At 38.0% G+C, this 16,500-nt stretch carries 15 protein-coding genes; 9 read left to right on the top strand and 6 right to left on the bottom strand.

The genetic code is table 11. The annotated features are described in order from the left end of the window. Positions 1-19 precede the first annotated feature (19 nt). Both ACZ1GR_RS03035 and ACZ1GR_RS03030 read right to left on the bottom strand, forming a co-directional pair. Entirely contained in the window at positions 20-967 is a 948-nt protein-coding gene (locus ACZ1GR_RS03035) for a glycosyltransferase family 2 protein (RefSeq protein WP_472610770.1), read from the bottom strand. A gap of 41 nt (positions 968-1,008) precedes the next feature. Next, positions 1,009-1,530, bottom strand: a complete 522-nt coding sequence (locus ACZ1GR_RS03030) for a DUF4199 domain-containing protein (RefSeq protein WP_472610769.1) — start codon at positions 1,528-1,530, stop codon at positions 1,009-1,011. Positions 1,531-1,712: 182 nt separating this feature from the next. Between ACZ1GR_RS03030 and ACZ1GR_RS03025 the strand changes: the two genes are divergently transcribed. The 4 genes from ACZ1GR_RS03025 to mtaB all read left to right on the top strand — a co-directional run bounded on the left by ACZ1GR_RS03025 (position 1,713) and on the right by mtaB (position 6,504). Next, the gene (locus ACZ1GR_RS03025) at positions 1,713-1,973 is read left to right on the top strand and encodes a type B 50S ribosomal protein L31 (protein WP_472610768.1); all 261 of its coding nucleotides are present in this window, start codon (positions 1,713-1,715) and stop codon (positions 1,971-1,973) included. Positions 1,974-2,105: 132 nt separating this feature from the next. After that, entirely contained in the window at positions 2,106-3,281 is a 1,176-nt protein-coding gene (locus tag ACZ1GR_RS03020; protein WP_472610767.1) for a GlmU family protein, read from the top strand. A gap of 209 nt (positions 3,282-3,490) precedes the next feature. After that, positions 3,491-5,041 carry a DUF1593 domain-containing protein gene (locus ACZ1GR_RS03015; RefSeq protein ID WP_472610766.1) on the top strand — a complete coding sequence of 517 codons (1,551 nt, stop codon included), beginning with the start codon at positions 3,491-3,493 and terminating at the stop codon, positions 5,039-5,041. Positions 5,042-5,163: 122 nt separating this feature from the next. Further along, positions 5,164-6,504, top strand: coding sequence for a tRNA (N(6)-L-threonylcarbamoyladenosine(37)-C(2))-methylthiotransferase MtaB (mtaB, locus tag ACZ1GR_RS03010; RefSeq protein WP_472610765.1), 1,341 nt, complete (start codon positions 5,164-5,166; stop codon positions 6,502-6,504). A gap of 99 nt (positions 6,505-6,603) precedes the next feature. On the opposite strand, the gene ACZ1GR_RS03005 is transcribed toward mtaB, so the two are convergent. After that, positions 6,604-6,897: a GNAT family N-acetyltransferase gene (locus ACZ1GR_RS03005; protein WP_377766478.1), complete on the bottom strand. Its 294-nt coding sequence runs from the start codon at positions 6,895-6,897 to the stop codon at positions 6,604-6,606. A gap of 176 nt (positions 6,898-7,073) precedes the next feature. On the opposite strand from ACZ1GR_RS03005, the gene ACZ1GR_RS03000 reads away from it, so the two are divergent. Genes ACZ1GR_RS03000 through cls form a run of 3 tightly spaced genes read left to right on the top strand, consistent with a single transcriptional unit; the run spans position 7,074 to position 10,203 of the window. After that, complete coding sequence (locus ACZ1GR_RS03000; protein ID WP_472610764.1) at positions 7,074-7,736, top strand: alpha/beta hydrolase; 663 nt, start codon at positions 7,074-7,076, stop codon at positions 7,734-7,736. 47 nt (positions 7,737-7,783) lie between these two features. After that, a complete protein-coding gene (locus ACZ1GR_RS02995) occupies positions 7,784-8,740 on the top strand; it encodes a lytic transglycosylase domain-containing protein (RefSeq protein WP_472610763.1) in 957 nt (318 codons plus the stop codon). Continuing rightward, the gene (cls, locus tag ACZ1GR_RS02990; RefSeq protein WP_472610762.1) at positions 8,740-10,203 is read left to right on the top strand and encodes a cardiolipin synthase; all 1,464 of its coding nucleotides are present in this window, start codon (positions 8,740-8,742) and stop codon (positions 10,201-10,203) included. Before ACZ1GR_RS02995 ends, cls begins: the two co-directional genes overlap by 1 nt. On the opposite strand, the gene ACZ1GR_RS02985 is transcribed toward cls, so the two are convergent. Then, complete coding sequence (locus ACZ1GR_RS02985; protein WP_472610761.1) at positions 10,200-10,715, bottom strand: DUF2892 domain-containing protein; 516 nt, start codon at positions 10,713-10,715, stop codon at positions 10,200-10,202. The genes cls and ACZ1GR_RS02985 overlap by 4 nt on opposite strands. Before the next feature lie 3 nt (positions 10,716-10,718). After that, entirely contained in the window at positions 10,719-11,609 is an 891-nt protein-coding gene (locus ACZ1GR_RS02980; protein WP_472610760.1) for a DUF6263 family protein, read from the bottom strand. 139 nt (positions 11,610-11,748) lie between these two features. On the opposite strand from ACZ1GR_RS02980, the gene rpmH reads away from it, so the two are divergent. Both rpmH and carB read left to right on the top strand, forming a co-directional pair. Then, positions 11,749-11,907, top strand: a complete 159-nt coding sequence (gene rpmH / locus ACZ1GR_RS02975) for a 50S ribosomal protein L34 (RefSeq protein WP_339333718.1) — start codon at positions 11,749-11,751, stop codon at positions 11,905-11,907. 99 nt (positions 11,908-12,006) lie between these two features. Then, positions 12,007-14,859, top strand: a complete 2,853-nt coding sequence (carB, locus tag ACZ1GR_RS02970) for a carbamoyl-phosphate synthase large subunit (protein ID WP_472610759.1) — start codon at positions 12,007-12,009, stop codon at positions 14,857-14,859. Between the two features lie 77 nt (positions 14,860-14,936). Here the strand turns inward: carB and ACZ1GR_RS02965 are convergent, their stop codons facing one another. Next, entirely contained in the window at positions 14,937-16,451 is a 1,515-nt protein-coding gene (locus ACZ1GR_RS02965; protein ID WP_472610758.1) for an NADP-dependent isocitrate dehydrogenase, read from the bottom strand. Positions 16,452-16,500: the final 49 nt, after the last annotated feature.

The raw sequence follows: 16,500 nt of genomic DNA, 5'->3' as shown, positions 1-16,500 counted from the left end.
ATTGTTGTTTTTCTTCTTTTTAAAGGTTGATTTTTTTAGAAATCGCATAAGTATTCTCATTTTTCTTTGAGCGTACCATGATTTCTCCTAAAAAACCAGCTAAAAAGAACTGCGTGCCAATAATCATTGAAGTTAGGGCGATATAAAATTGAGGTCTATCCGTTATTAATCTTCCTGTTTTATGGATAAAAAGCTTGTCTATGCCCAAATAAATAGAAAATGCAAAGCCTACAAAGAACATAAGAACGCCCAAGGCACCGAAAAGATGCATGGGTTGACGGCCAAATTTTGAAACGAACCAAATGGTCATCAAGTCTAAAAACCCATTTATAAAGCGTTCTGCACCGAACTTGGTAGTTCCATATTTTCGGGCTTGGTGCTGTACCACTTTTTCTCCAATTCTTTGAAAACCAGCGTTTTTGGCCAATACAGGAATATAGCGATGCATATCGCCAGAAACCTCAATGTTCTTGACCACCTTGCTATGATAGGCCTTTAAGCCACAATTGAAATCGTGCAATTTAAGCCCAGATGTTTTTCTGGCCGCCCAATTAAACAGCTTAGAGGGCATGTTTTTTGAAAGTACTGAATCGTAGCGTTTCTTTTTCCAACCAGAAATTAAGTCAAACCCCTCATTTTTTATGAGGTTGTATAGTTCAGGAATTTCCTCTGGATTATCTTGAAGGTCGGCATCCATGGTAATGACCACCTCACCTTGTGCCTGGGCAAAGCCCGCATGTAAGGCCTGTGATTTGCCGTAATTTTTAAGAAAACGTATGCCTTTTACCGAAGTATGTTCTGCAGAAAGTTTTTCGATGGTCTCCCAAGAACCATCAGTACTCCCATCATCAATAAAGATGATTTCATATAAAAAATGATTGGATTGCATGGTTTGCGCAATCCAATCATGTAATTCTATGAGTGATTCTTTTTCGTTAAGTAAAGGAATTACAATGGATAATTGCATTGTTGTTTTCTGGAATTCCTTTCAAAAATAGTACTTTTTGTTTAGTAAGCGGGTGCTTCTTTCTTGGCAATTAAACCAGTGATTAAGCCCACGACCAAACCGAAAAGAGCACTAAAAATTACACCGACAGCTAAAAAAACAGGAAAGAACTTATTTTGAATCTCCACACCTTGATCCCATTGTTCTTGTGTCATTTTAGGATTCTTTTCAAAAGCATCAACCTTTGCTATCTCGGTAGCTTTGGCCATATAATCCGGTTCTATAACATTTGATAGCACCAAAAAATAGATGGTTCCGATGACAGCCGCAATTAGGCCGACTCCAGCGCCAAGCTTCACTGCTTGCCCTATTTTTAGGAATCCTCCGTTGGCTTTTTTAAATTGAATAATTGCGATGATTACAAATAGAGCTAAAACTGCAAATTGCACCCCTTGTATAGCAAAACTGCGTTCATAATGCATATCCATTGAGAAAAGCATAACACCAAAGACAACGTTGACAAGACCGCCGATAAGGCCAAATTGTAGTGCGAACTTTCTAGTTTTAAGATTGTTTTCTTCCATTGTATAAACTTTTAGTTGGTTATTTACATGCTGTTAGTGACAACTAACTTGATTTTGTTACATCTAAAAGTACATTTTTTTCTTTTTTAGTAACTAGAAGTTGTACTATTCATAGAAATCATTAAATTTGCACCCTCAAAATATACGCCTGTCGGAATGGGTGTATGAAAACAAAAAATACAATGAAACAAGGTATACACCCAGAAAGCTATAGATTGGTTGCTTTTAAAGACATGTCGAACGACGATGTTTTTATTACCAAATCCACTGCGGAAGCAAAAGAAAACATTACCGTAGATGGTGTTGAGTACCCATTAATCAAGTTGGAGATTTCTAGAACTTCGCACCCTTTCTATACTGGAAAAACAAAACTTATCGATACAGCTGGTAGAATTGACAAGTTCAAGAACAAATACAAGAAATTCGATAAAAAAGAAAAGTAAGCCGAATAGTAGCCGCTTTCTAAAAAAATATAATTCAAACGTCCTTGATTTCTTTCAAGGGCGTTTTTTATTTTTACACCTTATGCCGTAATTATATATTAAGGGCGTATCACTTTAGCTAAAATGTGCACTATGAATTTTATCCTTTCCGACGGTCTCAATAGAAATGCTTTATTACCATTTACCTATACAAGGCCAGTGGCGGAAATTCGTATCGGTATATTGACCATTAGAGAAAAATGGGATAAATGGCTCAGCACTAGCTGTAGTTATCATACAGAAACTTATTTAGCACAAAAGTTTCCGATGCATTGTAAAAGTGAGAATACGGTCATCAGTGCTTCCTATTTACCCAATGCTAAACTGGTAGAACTAATAAAAAATTTAAAGAATAAGGAGGCTATTACATCTGATGGTGTTATTATCGCCTATGTCACCGATGACCCGAAAAAAGAGTTCAATCCTTCTGAATATAACACTAAAGTTTTCGAAGATGAACTGATTACGGTTAAAAACACATGGGATATTTTTTCTAAAAATCATGAGGCCATTACCGCTGATTTCGAATTACTGACCAAGGGAAGGAAAAGTCAGCCTATTGCCAAAAGTAATACCGTTATCAATGCAGCGCAGATTTTTTTAGAAGAAGGGGCAAAAGTGAGTTGCAGTATTTTAAACGCCGAAACAGGTCCTATTTATGTTGGTAAGAACGCTGAAATTATGGAAGGTAGCATTGTACGGGGCGCTTTGGCACTTTGTGATAATGCGGTTTTAAAAATGGGCTCAAAGATTTATGGGGCTTCTACTTTTGGCCCATATTGCAAGGTAGGGGGTGAGGTTAGTAATGCAGTACTGTTCGCCTATTCAAACAAAGGACATGAAGGCTTTCTAGGCAATTCGGTGTTAGGGGAGTGGTGTAATTTGGGTGCCGACACCAATACCTCTAACCTTAAAAATAATTACGCACCCGTGCGGCTATGGAGTTATGAAACCGAAGGTTTTGCCAAAACCGGACTCCAATTTTGTGGGCTAATGATGGGCGATCATAGCAAATGCGGTATTAATACGATGTTTAATACAGGTACCGTTATCGGGGTGAGTGCCAATATTTTTGGTAGCGGTTTTCCACGTAATTTTATACCGAGTTATAGCTGGGGCGGGGTCTCTGGCTTTACCGAATATCGAACCAATAAAGCTTTTGAAACTGCCACCGCTATGATGGGGCGCAGAAAAGTGAATTTTGATGCTACCGAAAAAGATATTCTAGAGCATGTTTTTGAGGATACGGCTAAGTGGCGGAATTATTAAGTTTTAAAAGGATTTAAAAATAAATTATTTCTCTTTCCAATTCTTTGCTTAATTCTTAGTTGGGCATGAATAATACATAATTCATTCAAGAGCATTTTAATCTATTTATGATAGCTTTTGAATCAAGAGTTACGGTTATTATTCTTATTTACGTCTACTTTTACCCTAGTGATTTTTTAAATAAATAATAATTTTCTTCACCAAATATTATGTGTCGGATTTGTAGTGGTCAAAGCAATATCAAATTGTTTTTTGCTGTTTTGGTATTTATACTGCCTATTTTACTGAACGGACAGCAACAGCGCTTGATTATCTTGGCAGATATGGGTAATGAACCAGATGAAATGCAGCAGATGCTACATATGGCTGTTTGTTCAAATGAGTTCGATTTAGAGGGGCTTATTGCAGTAACAGGAAAGTTTTTAAGACCAGAATCTAAATTAGAATATCGACGCATCACCCATCCTGAACTCTTTAATGATATTATCGACGCTTATGAAAAGGTGTTGTCCAATTTGAAAAAACATGCGGAGGGATGGCCTTCACCGGATTATCTCCGTTCTATCGTAGGTGCAGGACAGTCAGAATATGGAATTGATGGTGTTGGAGAACACAAGCAAAGTGAAGGGTCTAGGTTATTGGTGAAAGCATTTGAAAAGAACGATAATAGGCCCTTATGGATTGTGGTCAATGCAGGTTCAAATACCTTGGCTCAAGCACTTCAAGATTACAAAAAATCCCACACAAAAAATGAGTTGGATGCTTTGCTAGAGAAAATTTGGGTATTTGAAAATGGAGCGCAAGACAATGCGGGTGCATGGATTTGTAATCGTTTTCCCAATATTAATTGGATACGGAGTAATTATCAGACCTATGCTTATGGAGGCCCTGGGACAAAAAAGGGAGATACGACTTCTGAATTAGGTCCAAATTTTTTGGATGGATATGAAAACTCTTCATATGGCCAGTTAGCGTGGCTTAAAGAAAATGTTATGAAAAATCATGGCCCTTTGGGAGCATTATATCCAGAACGTCGTTTTACAGGGACAGACATATTGGGTTTTATGGAGGGTGGAGGTACTATACCTTGGATGGGTTTGGTGAATAAAGGTTTATCAGAAATAGGTCATCCATCATGGGGTGGATGGGGAGGACGCTTCACTGAAGTAAAAGTTGCAGATTTTTGGTCGCGCCACCTTGGTATTTATGAAGATGAATTGAAAAGCGCACCTTTTTACATGCATAGAGAAGTAAGCGATGTTTGGAAAAATGATAAAGATGGAAAAACATATTTTGGTGATTATGTTCCGGTTTGGCGATGGCGCGAAGCTATGTTCAATGATTTCAAGTGTCGTATGGATTGGTGTGTAAAATCTTTTGAAGAAGCCAATCATCACCCAAAAGCTGTTTTTAATGGCGATGAAGGAGACGGTATTCTATACTTAAAAGCTTTGCCTGGAGAAAAAATAATATTGGACGCTTCGTTTTCAAATGATGTGGATGGAGATGATTTAGAGTTTTATTGGTGGATTTATAAAGAAGCCGGCAATTATGCAGGTGAGGTGTTCATTGACGATCCAAAAAGTTCTAAAACCTTTCTTTCAGTTCCTTCCGGTGCCGCCTCCAAACAGTTACACTTAATTTTAGAAGTTAAAGATAAGAGTGATATAGCGCCGTTGTTTGACTATAGGCGCATTGTAATTAATGTGTCTAATACTTATGACCATTCATTGGTGCCTCAACAAAAAAAGGTGCACTAGGTCTTAATACAGAGTAACCAAATCTTCGTACAAAGCATTTCTAACGATCAATGTTCTCCGGTCAAAGAATTAACATTTAACTATTTACTATCTTTGCCATCCTTAAAAATAATAGGGCATAGATGAGCAAAAAAGTCGCTTTTTACACTTTAGGTTGTAAGCTTAATTTCTCTGAAACTTCTACGATTGCCAGAAGTTTTGAAGCTGAGGGTTTTGACCGTGTTGACTTTTCTGAATCTGCCGACATTTATGTAATCAATACTTGTTCGGTTACCGAAAATGCGGATAAACGTTTTAAAACCATCGTAAAGCAAGCGCAAAAAGCAAATCCTGATGCCTTTGTGGCCGCGGTAGGTTGTTATGCACAGTTAAAACCGGAACAATTGGCGACAGTAGACGGGGTAGATTTGGTCTTGGGTGCCACAGAAAAGTTTAAGATAACCGACTACCTAAACGACCTTTCTAAAAATGAGAGGGGCGAAGTACATTCTTGTGAGATTGAAGAAGCCGATTTTTATGTAGGTAGTTATGCAATTGGGGATAGAACACGTGCATTTTTAAAAGTGCAAGATGGTTGCGATTATAAATGCACCTATTGTACAATTCCGCTAGCGCGTGGCATATCACGTAGTGATGCTTTGGATAATGTGCTGAAAAACGCTTATGAAATAGCTTCAAAAGGCATAAAGGAAATTGTACTTACCGGGGTCAATATTGGAGACTACGGCAAAGGTGAATTCGGCAATAAAAAACACGAACACACTTTTCTAGATTTGGTAAAAGCGCTTGATGAAGTAGCTGGTATAGCGAGGTTGCGAATATCTTCTATCGAACCCAACCTCTTGAAAAATGAGACGATAGATTTTGTAGCCCAAAGCAATGCCTTTGTACCACACTTTCATATACCCTTACAAAGTGGAAGCGATGCTATCTTAAAGCTCATGCGCAGACGTTACCTTTCGAATCTATATGTAGACAGGGTAAAACGAATTAAGACCGTAATGCCACATGCGTGTATTGGGGTTGATGTTATCGTGGGCTTTCCCGGTGAAACCGATGAGCATTTTCTTGAAACCTACAATTTTTTGAACGAATTGGACATTTCGTACCTGCACGTTTTTACGTATTCGGAAAGAGATAATACCGTCGCTGCGACGATGGAGGATGTAGTTCCTAAAAATATCAGAAGTAAGCGAAGTAAAATGCTAAGAGGTTTATCCGCAAAAAAACGCCGGGCTTTTTATGAAAGTCAACTAAATACTACACGTACCGTACTTTTTGAAGGTGAGAATAAAGCCGGTTACATTCACGGGTTTACGGAGAACTATGTTAAGGTAAAGGCACCTTGGAATCCTGAATTGGTAAATACCTTACATAAAGTTGAACTTACCGATATCGATGAAGATGGATTGGTACGGTTTGAATTTATAGAAAGTACTGTAGAAATTTCTGGATATAGCTAAATTTCAGTTCGAGTGATTTTTGAGGAGCAAAAATAGTATCGAGAACAGGTTAGGATAAGGCATAAAAAAACCTCTCATTCGAGAGGTTTTAAATTTTTGTTAGATTCTGATTCCTACAGGAAGCATTTCTTTGTACTGCCTATTCTTTCTTAAGAAACCGGCGATGTGCGGACTTGTAGGTACCACACGTAAATTTTGCTCTTGAATGTGGTTAAGTACACTCTTGATAAAATTTTCTTTAAAGCCTTCTTGTGTAATTTCTTCCGGAACCACTAGTTTGGTCAAAAATACTTTTCGCTCTTGCGAAGAGTATTCAATTTTTGCTAAATGCCCATCAATTTTCACCTCAAATTGGCGTAAGAAACTGTTGTCCTTAATTTCCATATCAGTCATACAATTTTAGTTTTATTTTGGTGCTAGATAAAAAAATTACGAAATGCTTTAAATCGTAATTTTGCAATGATAAACAATGGTTAGGTTTGTATAAACAATTGGGGCAAAATACAAACGGATGACAAAAGTACTTAAAATTTGACTAAATTCCTAGCAAAATCGACCATCTGTACAATATGAGGGATAGTGTGATACCCATTTACCTAATGCCTGGGATGGCTGCAAATTCATCTATTTTTGATGGTATCGATTTACCGAAAGAACAATTTTCTATTACCAAGTTAGATTGGCACATACCTGAAAAGGGCATGAGTCTTTCGGCTTATGCCCAACAAATGTGCGCACAGATACTTCATGACGACCCTGTTCTTATCGGGGTTTCTTTTGGAGGCATACTGGTACAAGAAATGGCCAAACTTAAACCTGCCAGAAAAGTAATTGCAATATCCTGCGTAAAATCACATACTGAGCTGCCAAAACGTATGCTATTCGCAAAATACACCAAGGTGCATAAATTACTGCCAACAGGTTTAGTGAATAATGTGGAATTATTGGCTAAATATGCCTTTGGCGAAACCGTAACCAAGCGGCTACACCTTTACGAACAATATCTTTCTATTCGAGATAAGTATTACATTGACTGGTCTATCGACCAAATCGTTAATTGGAGGCAAGCTTCACCTCCCGAAAACCTTATTCATATTCATGGAGAGAAGGATGCTGTTTTTCCTATTTCGAATATAAAACATTGCATAAAAGTTAAAAATGGCACCCATACCATGATTATTCATCGGGCAAAATGGTTTAATGAACACTTACCTACACTAATTTTGGAATAAAACAGTTCTATTTTTGTATTATAGTAGTATTGAATTAATTTTTACTCATGAAACATCTTAAAAATATATTGGCCGGTATCGGGTTTTTGTTTGTTGTTGGAAGCCTAATTTATGCCGTTCAAGAAAAGCCTACCCAAAACGAAATGGTCTTAAAAGAACATCAAGAAAAGGCCAATAAAAATGTAAGTAGCGGTTATCAAATCACCGCCATTGAAATTCCCGAAGATTTAAATTTTGCCGGTGAAGCGGTACCTTTAAATGACCCTGAAATATTGGAGCGTGTTGATCGCGAGTTTTTGGTCAATACGTACTGGCAGTCTAATGCGCTATTATTAATGAAGCGCGCCAATAAATACTTTCCGATCATTGAGCCTATATTGGCCAAAAACGGAATCCCTGATGATTTTAAATATCTGGCGGTTGCCGAGAGCGGACTAACAAATGTAGTTTCACCAGCCGGGGCAACCGGGTTTTGGCAGATTATGAAAGCTACCGGAAAAGAATATGGACTTGAGGTAAACACCAATGTCGATGAGCGTTATCATATTGAAAAATCCACTCAAGTTGCTTGTGATTACCTGAACAAATGGAAAAATCGTTTTGGTAGTTGGACACTTACTGCCGCTGCTTATAATGCTGGGCCAGGTGGAATTCAGAAATATATGAACATTCAAAAAGTTGATGATTATTATGATCTGCTGTTAGGTCAAGAAACGGGGCGTTATGTGTTTCGAATTATGGCGATAAAAGAAATTATTTCCAATCCTGATAAATATGGGTTTGATGTCGAAAAAGATGATTTATATGATGCCGTACCAACTTTTACGGTAGAAGTAACTAAGCCCGTAGCTGATTGGGCCGATTTCGCTTCATTGTACGAAATCAACTATAAAATTTTAAAGCGACACAACCCTTGGTTGCGCGAAGCACACTTGAACAATGCTTCTGGTAAGAAGTATGTTATCGAAATACCTAATAAAGGCTATTACAGAGAGAGCAAGTAATGTGGGCTTACCTAAAAGATAACCTCTGGAGCATTCTTTTAGGAATTAACTATGTCTTGGTCATTATTTTCTCCATTCTTATTCTTTTAAAGAACAAGAATCCGGTAAAGACCCTTTCTTATATTTTTGCGTTGGCCATATTTCCATTTTTGGGCTTATTGGTCTATTATCTCTTTGGTCAAGATTATCGGAAATCAAAGATTTTTGAAAAGAAGTACATTCTTGACAACAACAGCATAAGACAATGGCGTAAAAAATTTCATTTAGATGCTGAAGAAAGAGAAGATTTTGAAGAAGAATATGGCGAGGGAATAGCCAAGATTTATGAGCTTCTAAGAAACAATGAAAGGGCAGTTCTCTCTTTTGATAACGATTTAGAGCTTTTGACCAATGGGGAAGAAAAGTTTGAAAAACTAAGGGCCGATTTGACCAATGCCAAGAACCATATTCATTTAGAATATTTTGTTTTGGTGGATGACGAATTAGGAGCGGAAATCATCAATTTACTTTGTAAAAAAGCTGAGGAAGGGGTCAAGGTACGGCTGATATATGACGATGTCGGAAGTTCTATTTCTTCAAAAACAAAAAAGCGAATGACACGATGTGGTGTTGACCATCATCCTTTCATGCCTGTAATATTTTCAAATTCTACCAGTAAGCTCAATTATCGAAACCATAGAAAAATTGTCGTAATAGATGGAGAAATTGGTTATTTGGGAGGAATTAACATTGAAAAAAAATATGATAATTCTTACGATAACGAGCGGTTTTGGAGAGATACCCATGTGCGATTGGTTGGTGGCGCCGTAGGTTCGTTACAGTCCTTATTTCTATTAAGTTGGGGTTTTGTGTCCAATGATAATTTAGAAATACAGCAGCAGCTATTTCCAAAGGTGAAATCGAGCACGAATATACCGGTGGCCGTTCAGATAGCCGCTAGCGGACCTGATAGCGATTGGGCCAATATCATGGAGGCTATCTTTTGTGCAGTGAATATGGCCAATGAGCGCATTTATATTACCTCACCTTATTTTATACCTAACGATTCCATTTTAACCGCCTTGACTACGGCAGCACGAAGTGGTGTTGATGTTCGTATGATAATTCCGTACGAATCTGATTCATGGCCAGCACAATACGCAACAGATTCTTATATAGCTCAATGTTTAAACTCTGGTATGCGTATTTTTAGGTACAAGAAAGGATTCGTGCATGCTAAAACCATGCTGATAGATGATGTGTTCTCCACCATTGGAACGGCGAATTTAGATTACAGAAGTCTATCTATAAATTTCGAGGTGAATGCTTTAATCTACAATGCACCGGTAAATGAGAAACTGGCAGCAGTTTTTCATAATGATTTAAAAGACTGCGAAGAGGTTGATGCAGAACGTTGGGAAGAACGCGGCCTATCTAGAAAGCTACAAGAATCTTTTAGTAGATTATTGGCACCTTTGCTTTAGATTTTCTTCATCTGCTGCTGCATAATCTTAATCTGTTCTGTTAGCATATTGTTTTTATCCAATTTCTTTGCTTCCTGCAACAATTGGGTTGCTTCCCTTTTTCTACGTTTTTGCATCGAGATTCCGGCCAAGCTTAATTTCGCCATAGCCACATCATAGTCCATAGTAAGCCCAAGTTTGAGTGCTTTTTTAAAGTACTTTTCGGCAGTGGTCAGGTTTTTCTGTGAGAATATAATTCCGTGTAAGTAATTATAATACCCTTGTTGTTTGGTGGTAAGTGCTGCTTCCGGATTCTTGATTTTTGTAAGCCATTTTTCAGTGCCCTCCATATCCTGTTTGCGCATTCTAAGGAAGGCCAACAAAATAATTTCATTTCTAAAGTAGAGGAAAATAAAAATCAAAGAAAGTAAAATGAAAAAGATACCGTTCCCGATATACCCCTCAATGAACTGATAAACGGCATAGCCTATAATTAGAACAGCTATAATTAGTTTTAGGTTTTTATTGAACATAGATTAGTTTTCTTGTAATTCGTAAGTAATTGTAGATTCAATGGTTGTAGGTATTTCAACATCGCCCATTTGAGACATTTTTGTAGTTCCCTCAGCGAGGCTTGAAATCATGACTTTTTGAATGAAACCGGTGGCCGAATTTGCCTGAATAGCAGTTTCTTGTGAACCACTAAGAGACATTATTGCGCCCGATTCTTCGGTGTTTAGTACAATAGCTGACGTACCGGTAATAGAAGTGATGTCGTTCTCTATTTTTTCTAATTTAAAGGTATTATTAGCGGATAGCTTTCCGGTATACGTATTTTCCCAAGTATCTCCGACGGCTACCTCGTTATCTGGATAGAAGAAGGTCATTTGCTCAAAACTCTTTGCCAACCCGTTAGAGCTAAATTCTTTGTCGAGTGATTTGCGCATGACATTGGTTGTGAATTCATCTTCTATACCTGCAGCAGAAATCATTTTAGTAATAAGTTCGTCACCACCTTCTACTGAAACGACCGAACCATTTTTGTTCATTCGCATGGCGAGCTCATGACCGATTAGAGAATGAAACATTTCTGACATAATATCACCTTCTACCAAAACGGAAGCCTTTACATCCATTAAAACACCTTGTATACTAGAATTTGATTTTAAGGCAAAATCTTTAAACATCAATATAAGGTCATAACCCTGATCATCGACTCCAACCACCTCAAAATCGTAAAGACCGGTTAAATCATTGGTCATTTCATGTGTAGTACCTTCAAGCTTTTGCGTGATCAACTGCTTTGCTTTCTGTTCTACTTTAAAAACCGAACCCTTTTCAAGATTATAGTTTAAAGTGCTTTGCGCCCCAACGGCGAACACAACTAAAAAAGATATTAGAAACGGTATTGCCTTATAATGTTTCATACTATTATTTTATTCTTTTACGGAATAGCAAAACTAACACAAACATTTTTTAGAAACCATTTGTCAAAGCAAAAACTCTTTGTATATTTGCGCCCGGAAATTGAGTATCCTTTAAGGATATTTTTATATAAACTTCGAAATGAAAAGAACATATCAGCCTTCAAAAAGAAAAAGAAGAAACAAACATGGTTTTAGAGAGCGCATGGCTACTGCCAATGGTAGAAAAGTTCTTGCTAGTAGAAGAGCAAAAGGAAGAAAAAAACTGACTGTCTCGTCTGAGCCACGACACAAGAAATAATGACTGTCAATAACTTTTAATTAAAGGTGCTACTTTTTCAAGTTTAGCACCTTTTTTTTGACCTATTTTTAAATTTTTAAACGAGTAACCCTTTCTAAAATGCCAAAAAGAGAAGACATTAAATCGATTTTGATTATAGGTTCTGGGCCTATTGTTATCGGACAAGCCTGTGAGTTTGATTATTCTGGATCACAAGCATTACGTTCGTTAAAAGAAGATGGAATAGAAACCATTTTAATAAACAGTAATCCGGCCACTATCATGACCGACCCGGTGATGGCGGACCATATTTATTTAAAGCCCTTAACTACAAAATCGATAATTGAAATTTTAAAAAATCATCCGAATATAGATGCGGTTTTACCTACTATGGGAGGACAAACGGCATTAAACCTTTGTATTGAGGCTGATGAAAAAGGAATTTGGGAAGACTTTGATGTTGAAATTATTGGTGTTGATATTGATGCAATAAACATTACTGAAGACCGAGAGAAATTCCGTGAACTTATGGGGAAAATAGGGGTTGGCATGGCTCCGCAGGCGACCGCTACCTCATTTTTAAAAGGAAAAGAAATTGCACAAGAGTTTGGTTTTCCATTGGTTATAAGGGCTTCTTTTACACTTGGTGGAGCGGGCGCCTCTATAGTGCATGACCCAAAAGATTTTGATAATTTGTTGAGTCACGGTCTAGAAGTATCTCCTATTCATGAGGTAATGATAGACAAGGCCATGATGGGCTGGAAAGAATATGAGCTGGAGTTGCTTCGTGATAAGAATGATAATGTAGTAATAATTTGTGCTATCGAAAATATGGACCCTATGGGTATTCATACGGGAGACTCTATAACCGTGGCACCGGCTATGACGCTATCGGACAGGACCTATCAGCGAATGCGTGATATGGCAATTCATATGATGCGCAGTATCGGTGATTTTGCCGGAGGTTGTAACGTGCAATTCGCCGTTAGTCCAGATGAAGAAGAAGAGATTATTGCGATTGAGATTAACCCAAGAGTATCCCGTTCGTCTGCACTTGCTTCAAAAGCAACGGGATATCCTATTGCAAAAGTGGCCGCAAAATTAGCCATCGGATATTCGCTTGATGAATTGCAAAATCAGATTACACAATCAACATCTGCTTTATTTGAACCCACCTTAGACTACGTGATCGTAAAAATTCCACGTTGGAATTTTGATAAGTTTGAAGGTTCAGATAGAACTTTAGGACTTCAAATGAAGGCCGTAGGGGAGGTAATGGGTATTGGGCGTTCTTTTCAAGAAGCTTTACATAAGGCAACGCAATCCCTTGAAATAAAGCGTAATGGATTAGGTGCGGACGGTAAGGGCTATAAAGAATACGATACCATTATCCAAAAATTGACCATACCCAGTTGGGATCGTGTTTTCGTGATTTATGATGCGATACAAATGGGCATTCCTTTAAGTCGAATTCATGAGATTACCAAGATTGACATGTGGTTCTTAAAACAATATGAAGAACTGCATTTATTGGAACAAGAAATCTCTAAATATTCTGTAGCTAATCTACCAAAGGAGCTACTGCTCGAAGCAAAGCAAAAAGGCTTTGCCGATAGACAAATAGCCCATATGCTCGATTGCTATGAAAGCGAAGTGCATGCAAAACGTACCGAACAAAACATAAACAGGGTCTATAAATTGGTAGATACCTGTGCCGCCGAGTTCAAGGCAATGACACCTTATTACTATTCTACCTTTGAAGAAGAAATAGAAACAGCAGACGGCACTAGATATGTGGCCAACGACAGCGTGGTTACGGACAAGAAAAAGATTGTCGTATTAGGTTCAGGTCCAAACCGAATAGGACAGGGGATAGAGTTTGACTACTGCTGCGTGCATGGGGTGTTGGCCGCGGCGGAATGTGGTTATGAGACCATAATGATCAACTGTAATCCTGAAACGGTATCAACAGATTTTGATACGGCCGATAAGCTTTATTTTGAACCGGTTTTCTGGGAGCATATCTACGATATTATTTTGCATGAGAAACCTGAAGGTGTAATTGTACAGCTAGGTGGGCAAACGGCACTGAAGCTGGCGGAAAAACTTTCGAAGTACGGTATTAAGATTATCGGCACCAGCTTCGAATCTTTAGATTTGGCTGAAGATCGCGGTAGCTTCTCAACCTTATTAAAAGAGAATAACATTCCTTATCCAAGATTTGGCGTGGCCGAAAGTGCTGATGAAGCCCTGCAGCTTGCTGATGAACTAGGCTTTCCATTACTAGTACGGCCTTCATATGTTTTAGGGGGCCAGGGAATGAAAATTGTCATTAACAAACAAGATTTAGAGGCACACGTAGTAGACTTGTTACGTAGCATTCCTGGAAATAAGCTGCTATTAGATCATTATTTGGATGGAGCGATAGAAGCGGAAGCAGATGCCATATGTGATGGAGAAGATGTTTACATCATCGGTATCATGGAGCATATAGAACCATGTGGCATTCACTCAGGCGATTCTAATGCGACCTTGCCGCCATTTAATCTTGGCGAGTTTGTAATGCAGCAAATAAAAGACCATACCAAAAAGATTGCCTTGGCTTTAAATACGGTTGGGTTGATCAATATTCAGTTTGCAGTAAAAGACGATATGGTCTATATAATTGAAGCGAACCCAAGGGCTTCTCGTACTGTACCATTTATAGCAAAGGCCTATAAAGAGCCTTACGTGAATTATGCGACCAAGGTAATGTTGGGCGAGAAAAAGGTGAAGGACTTTAATTTTAACCCACAACTAGAGGGTTATGCCATAAAACAACCGGTATTCTCATTTAATAAGTTTCCTAATGTGAATAAAAATTTAGGTCCTGAGATGAAGAGTACAGGAGAAAGTATCTTGTTTATTGACAGTCTAAAAGACGATGATTTCTACAATTTATACTCGAGACGAAAGATGTATTTGAGCAAATAATTGATAGAAGAACTCTAATTTAAAAACCCTTTGCAATTTTATATTGCAAAGGGTTTTTTTAGCTAATAAAAATAATTCTACTCTCCTTGGCCCAAAGAGAAACCTCTTTTGCCGTCGAACTCATATAGATTTTCTGTTTTAATTACATCAAAATCATTTTGGTGTAATTTAGATAGCAAAGCAATTACTTGCTCGTACTCTACATTTTCGTATTTGGGCTCTTTGGTTTGAATATTTGCGGCATTTGCCACAAAACGACATCTCCAATGGTCTGTGCAATAGGTCTCCTTTAATCCGTTCGGGAAGACCTTAACACCTCTATTGGTAATCATTTTTAGTTTCAGGTTGTGTGAATTAATACTACTTAATCCTTCTCCTATTATTTGTGGGTCATTTCCTTTCCAATCGATAAAGACATCAACACCAACTAGCTCTTTAGTGGATTCTTGTCTTTTGTATTCTGGAATAGTTATCGTTCCTGAACCTTTTGACAGTGTACTTACGGGTAAATTCTTAGGTGTTTTCCCTAGACGCTCAATAATGGCATCTGCAAACTCTTCTGTATTGACTTTTTTGCTACTTATGTTTTCTTGATATACATCCGCGGTATGGATTCCATCTTCCAAAGTCGACAACCAAGCGTTTTTAATCTTATCCGCAACTTCTGTTTGGCCAATATGTGCTAGCATTAGGGTAGCAGCGTTTAATAGTCCGGAAGGATTCGCAATTTTCTTCCCGGCAATATCAGGGGCAGAACCGTGAATTGCCTCAAACATCGCAACGTTCTTTCCAATATTTGCAGAGCCCGCCATGCCTACGGAACCTCCAATTTCTGCGACAATGTCAGAGATGATATCTCCGTAAAGATTAGACGTGACAATTACATCAAAATTTTCTGGAGCCGCCGCAATTTTAGCAGAACCTATATCTATAATTTGAGAGTTACTTTCTATCTCTGGGTATTCTTTGGCAATTTCTTTAAAAACAGTGTGGAAAAGACCATCTGTTAACTTCATGATATTGTCCTTAACCATACAGGTCACCTTTTTTCTATTGTATGCCTTGGCATACTCAAAAGCATAACGCACAATCTTTTCACAACCCGGTCTGGTAATTAGTTTAAGGCATTGTACTACGTCTTCGGTTTGTCTGTGCTCAATGCCTGCATATAGATCTTCTTCGTTTTCCCTGATGACCACAATGTCCATGTTTGGAAAATTGGTCTTCACAAAAGGATGTAGTGCACTTACCGGTCTTACATTAGCGAAAAGCCCAAGAGACTTTCTTAGCGTTACATTAAGACTTTTATAACCTTTGCCTTGTGGCGTAGTAATAGGGGCTTTTAAAATAACCTTGTTTCTTGAAATAGCATCCCAAGAGGCTTCTGTTATACCAGAGCTATTACCGGACAAGTAAACCTGTTCGCCAATTTCCATGGTCTCGGTTTCAATATTCGCTCCGGCCGCTTCCATAATTTTTAAGGTAGCCCTCATTATTTCCGGACCAATACCATCACCTTTGGCGATAGCAATCTTTGTGGTTTTGGCCGAAGACAAATTCTTTTCTGATGCTAATACAAAACTATTTTTCATATGACTTTGCTTTTGTTTTTACAAAGGTTAGAAAAACAGGTCATAAATT

Source organism: Croceitalea sp. W27 (assembly GCF_055693185.1).
The sequence above is the reverse complement of the archived record's forward strand: the minus strand, read 5'-3'. Positions and strand labels throughout refer to the sequence as shown.

Bases quoted from the DNA above. Each gene is read 5' to 3' on its own strand.
- ACZ1GR_RS02985 (WP_472610761.1), bottom strand. From the start codon at position 10,715: ATGTTCAATAAAAACCTAAAACTAATTATAGCTGTTCTAATTATAGGC.
- ACZ1GR_RS02980 (WP_472610760.1), bottom strand. From the start codon at position 11,609: ATGAAACATTATAAGGCAATACCGTTTCTAATATCTTTTTTAGTTGTG.
- rpmH (WP_339333718.1), top strand. From the start codon at position 11,749: ATGAAAAGAACATATCAGCCTTCAAAAAGAAAAAGAAGAAACAAACAT.
- ACZ1GR_RS02965 (WP_472610758.1), bottom strand. From the start codon at position 16,451: ATGAAAAATAGTTTTGTATTAGCATCAGAAAAGAATTTGTCTTCGGCC.
- ACZ1GR_RS03030 (WP_472610769.1), bottom strand. From the start codon at position 1,530: ATGGAAGAAAACAATCTTAAAACTAGAAAGTTCGCACTACAATTTGGC.
- mtaB (WP_472610765.1), top strand. From the start codon at position 5,164: ATGAGCAAAAAAGTCGCTTTTTACACTTTAGGTTGTAAGCTTAATTTC.
- cls (WP_472610762.1), top strand. From the start codon at position 8,740: ATGTGGGCTTACCTAAAAGATAACCTCTGGAGCATTCTTTTAGGAATT.
- ACZ1GR_RS03035 (WP_472610770.1), bottom strand. From the start codon at position 967: ATGCAATTATCCATTGTAATTCCTTTACTTAACGAAAAAGAATCACTC.
- ACZ1GR_RS03000 (WP_472610764.1), top strand. From the start codon at position 7,074: ATGAGGGATAGTGTGATACCCATTTACCTAATGCCTGGGATGGCTGCA.
- ACZ1GR_RS02995 (WP_472610763.1), top strand. From the start codon at position 7,784: ATGAAACATCTTAAAAATATATTGGCCGGTATCGGGTTTTTGTTTGTT.
- ACZ1GR_RS03025 (WP_472610768.1), top strand. From the start codon at position 1,713: ATGAAACAAGGTATACACCCAGAAAGCTATAGATTGGTTGCTTTTAAA.
- ACZ1GR_RS03020 (WP_472610767.1), top strand. From the start codon at position 2,106: ATGAATTTTATCCTTTCCGACGGTCTCAATAGAAATGCTTTATTACCA.
- ACZ1GR_RS03015 (WP_472610766.1), top strand. From the start codon at position 3,491: ATGTGTCGGATTTGTAGTGGTCAAAGCAATATCAAATTGTTTTTTGCT.
- ACZ1GR_RS03005 (WP_377766478.1), bottom strand. From the start codon at position 6,897: ATGACTGATATGGAAATTAAGGACAACAGTTTCTTACGCCAATTTGAG.
- carB (WP_472610759.1), top strand. From the start codon at position 12,007: ATGCCAAAAAGAGAAGACATTAAATCGATTTTGATTATAGGTTCTGGG.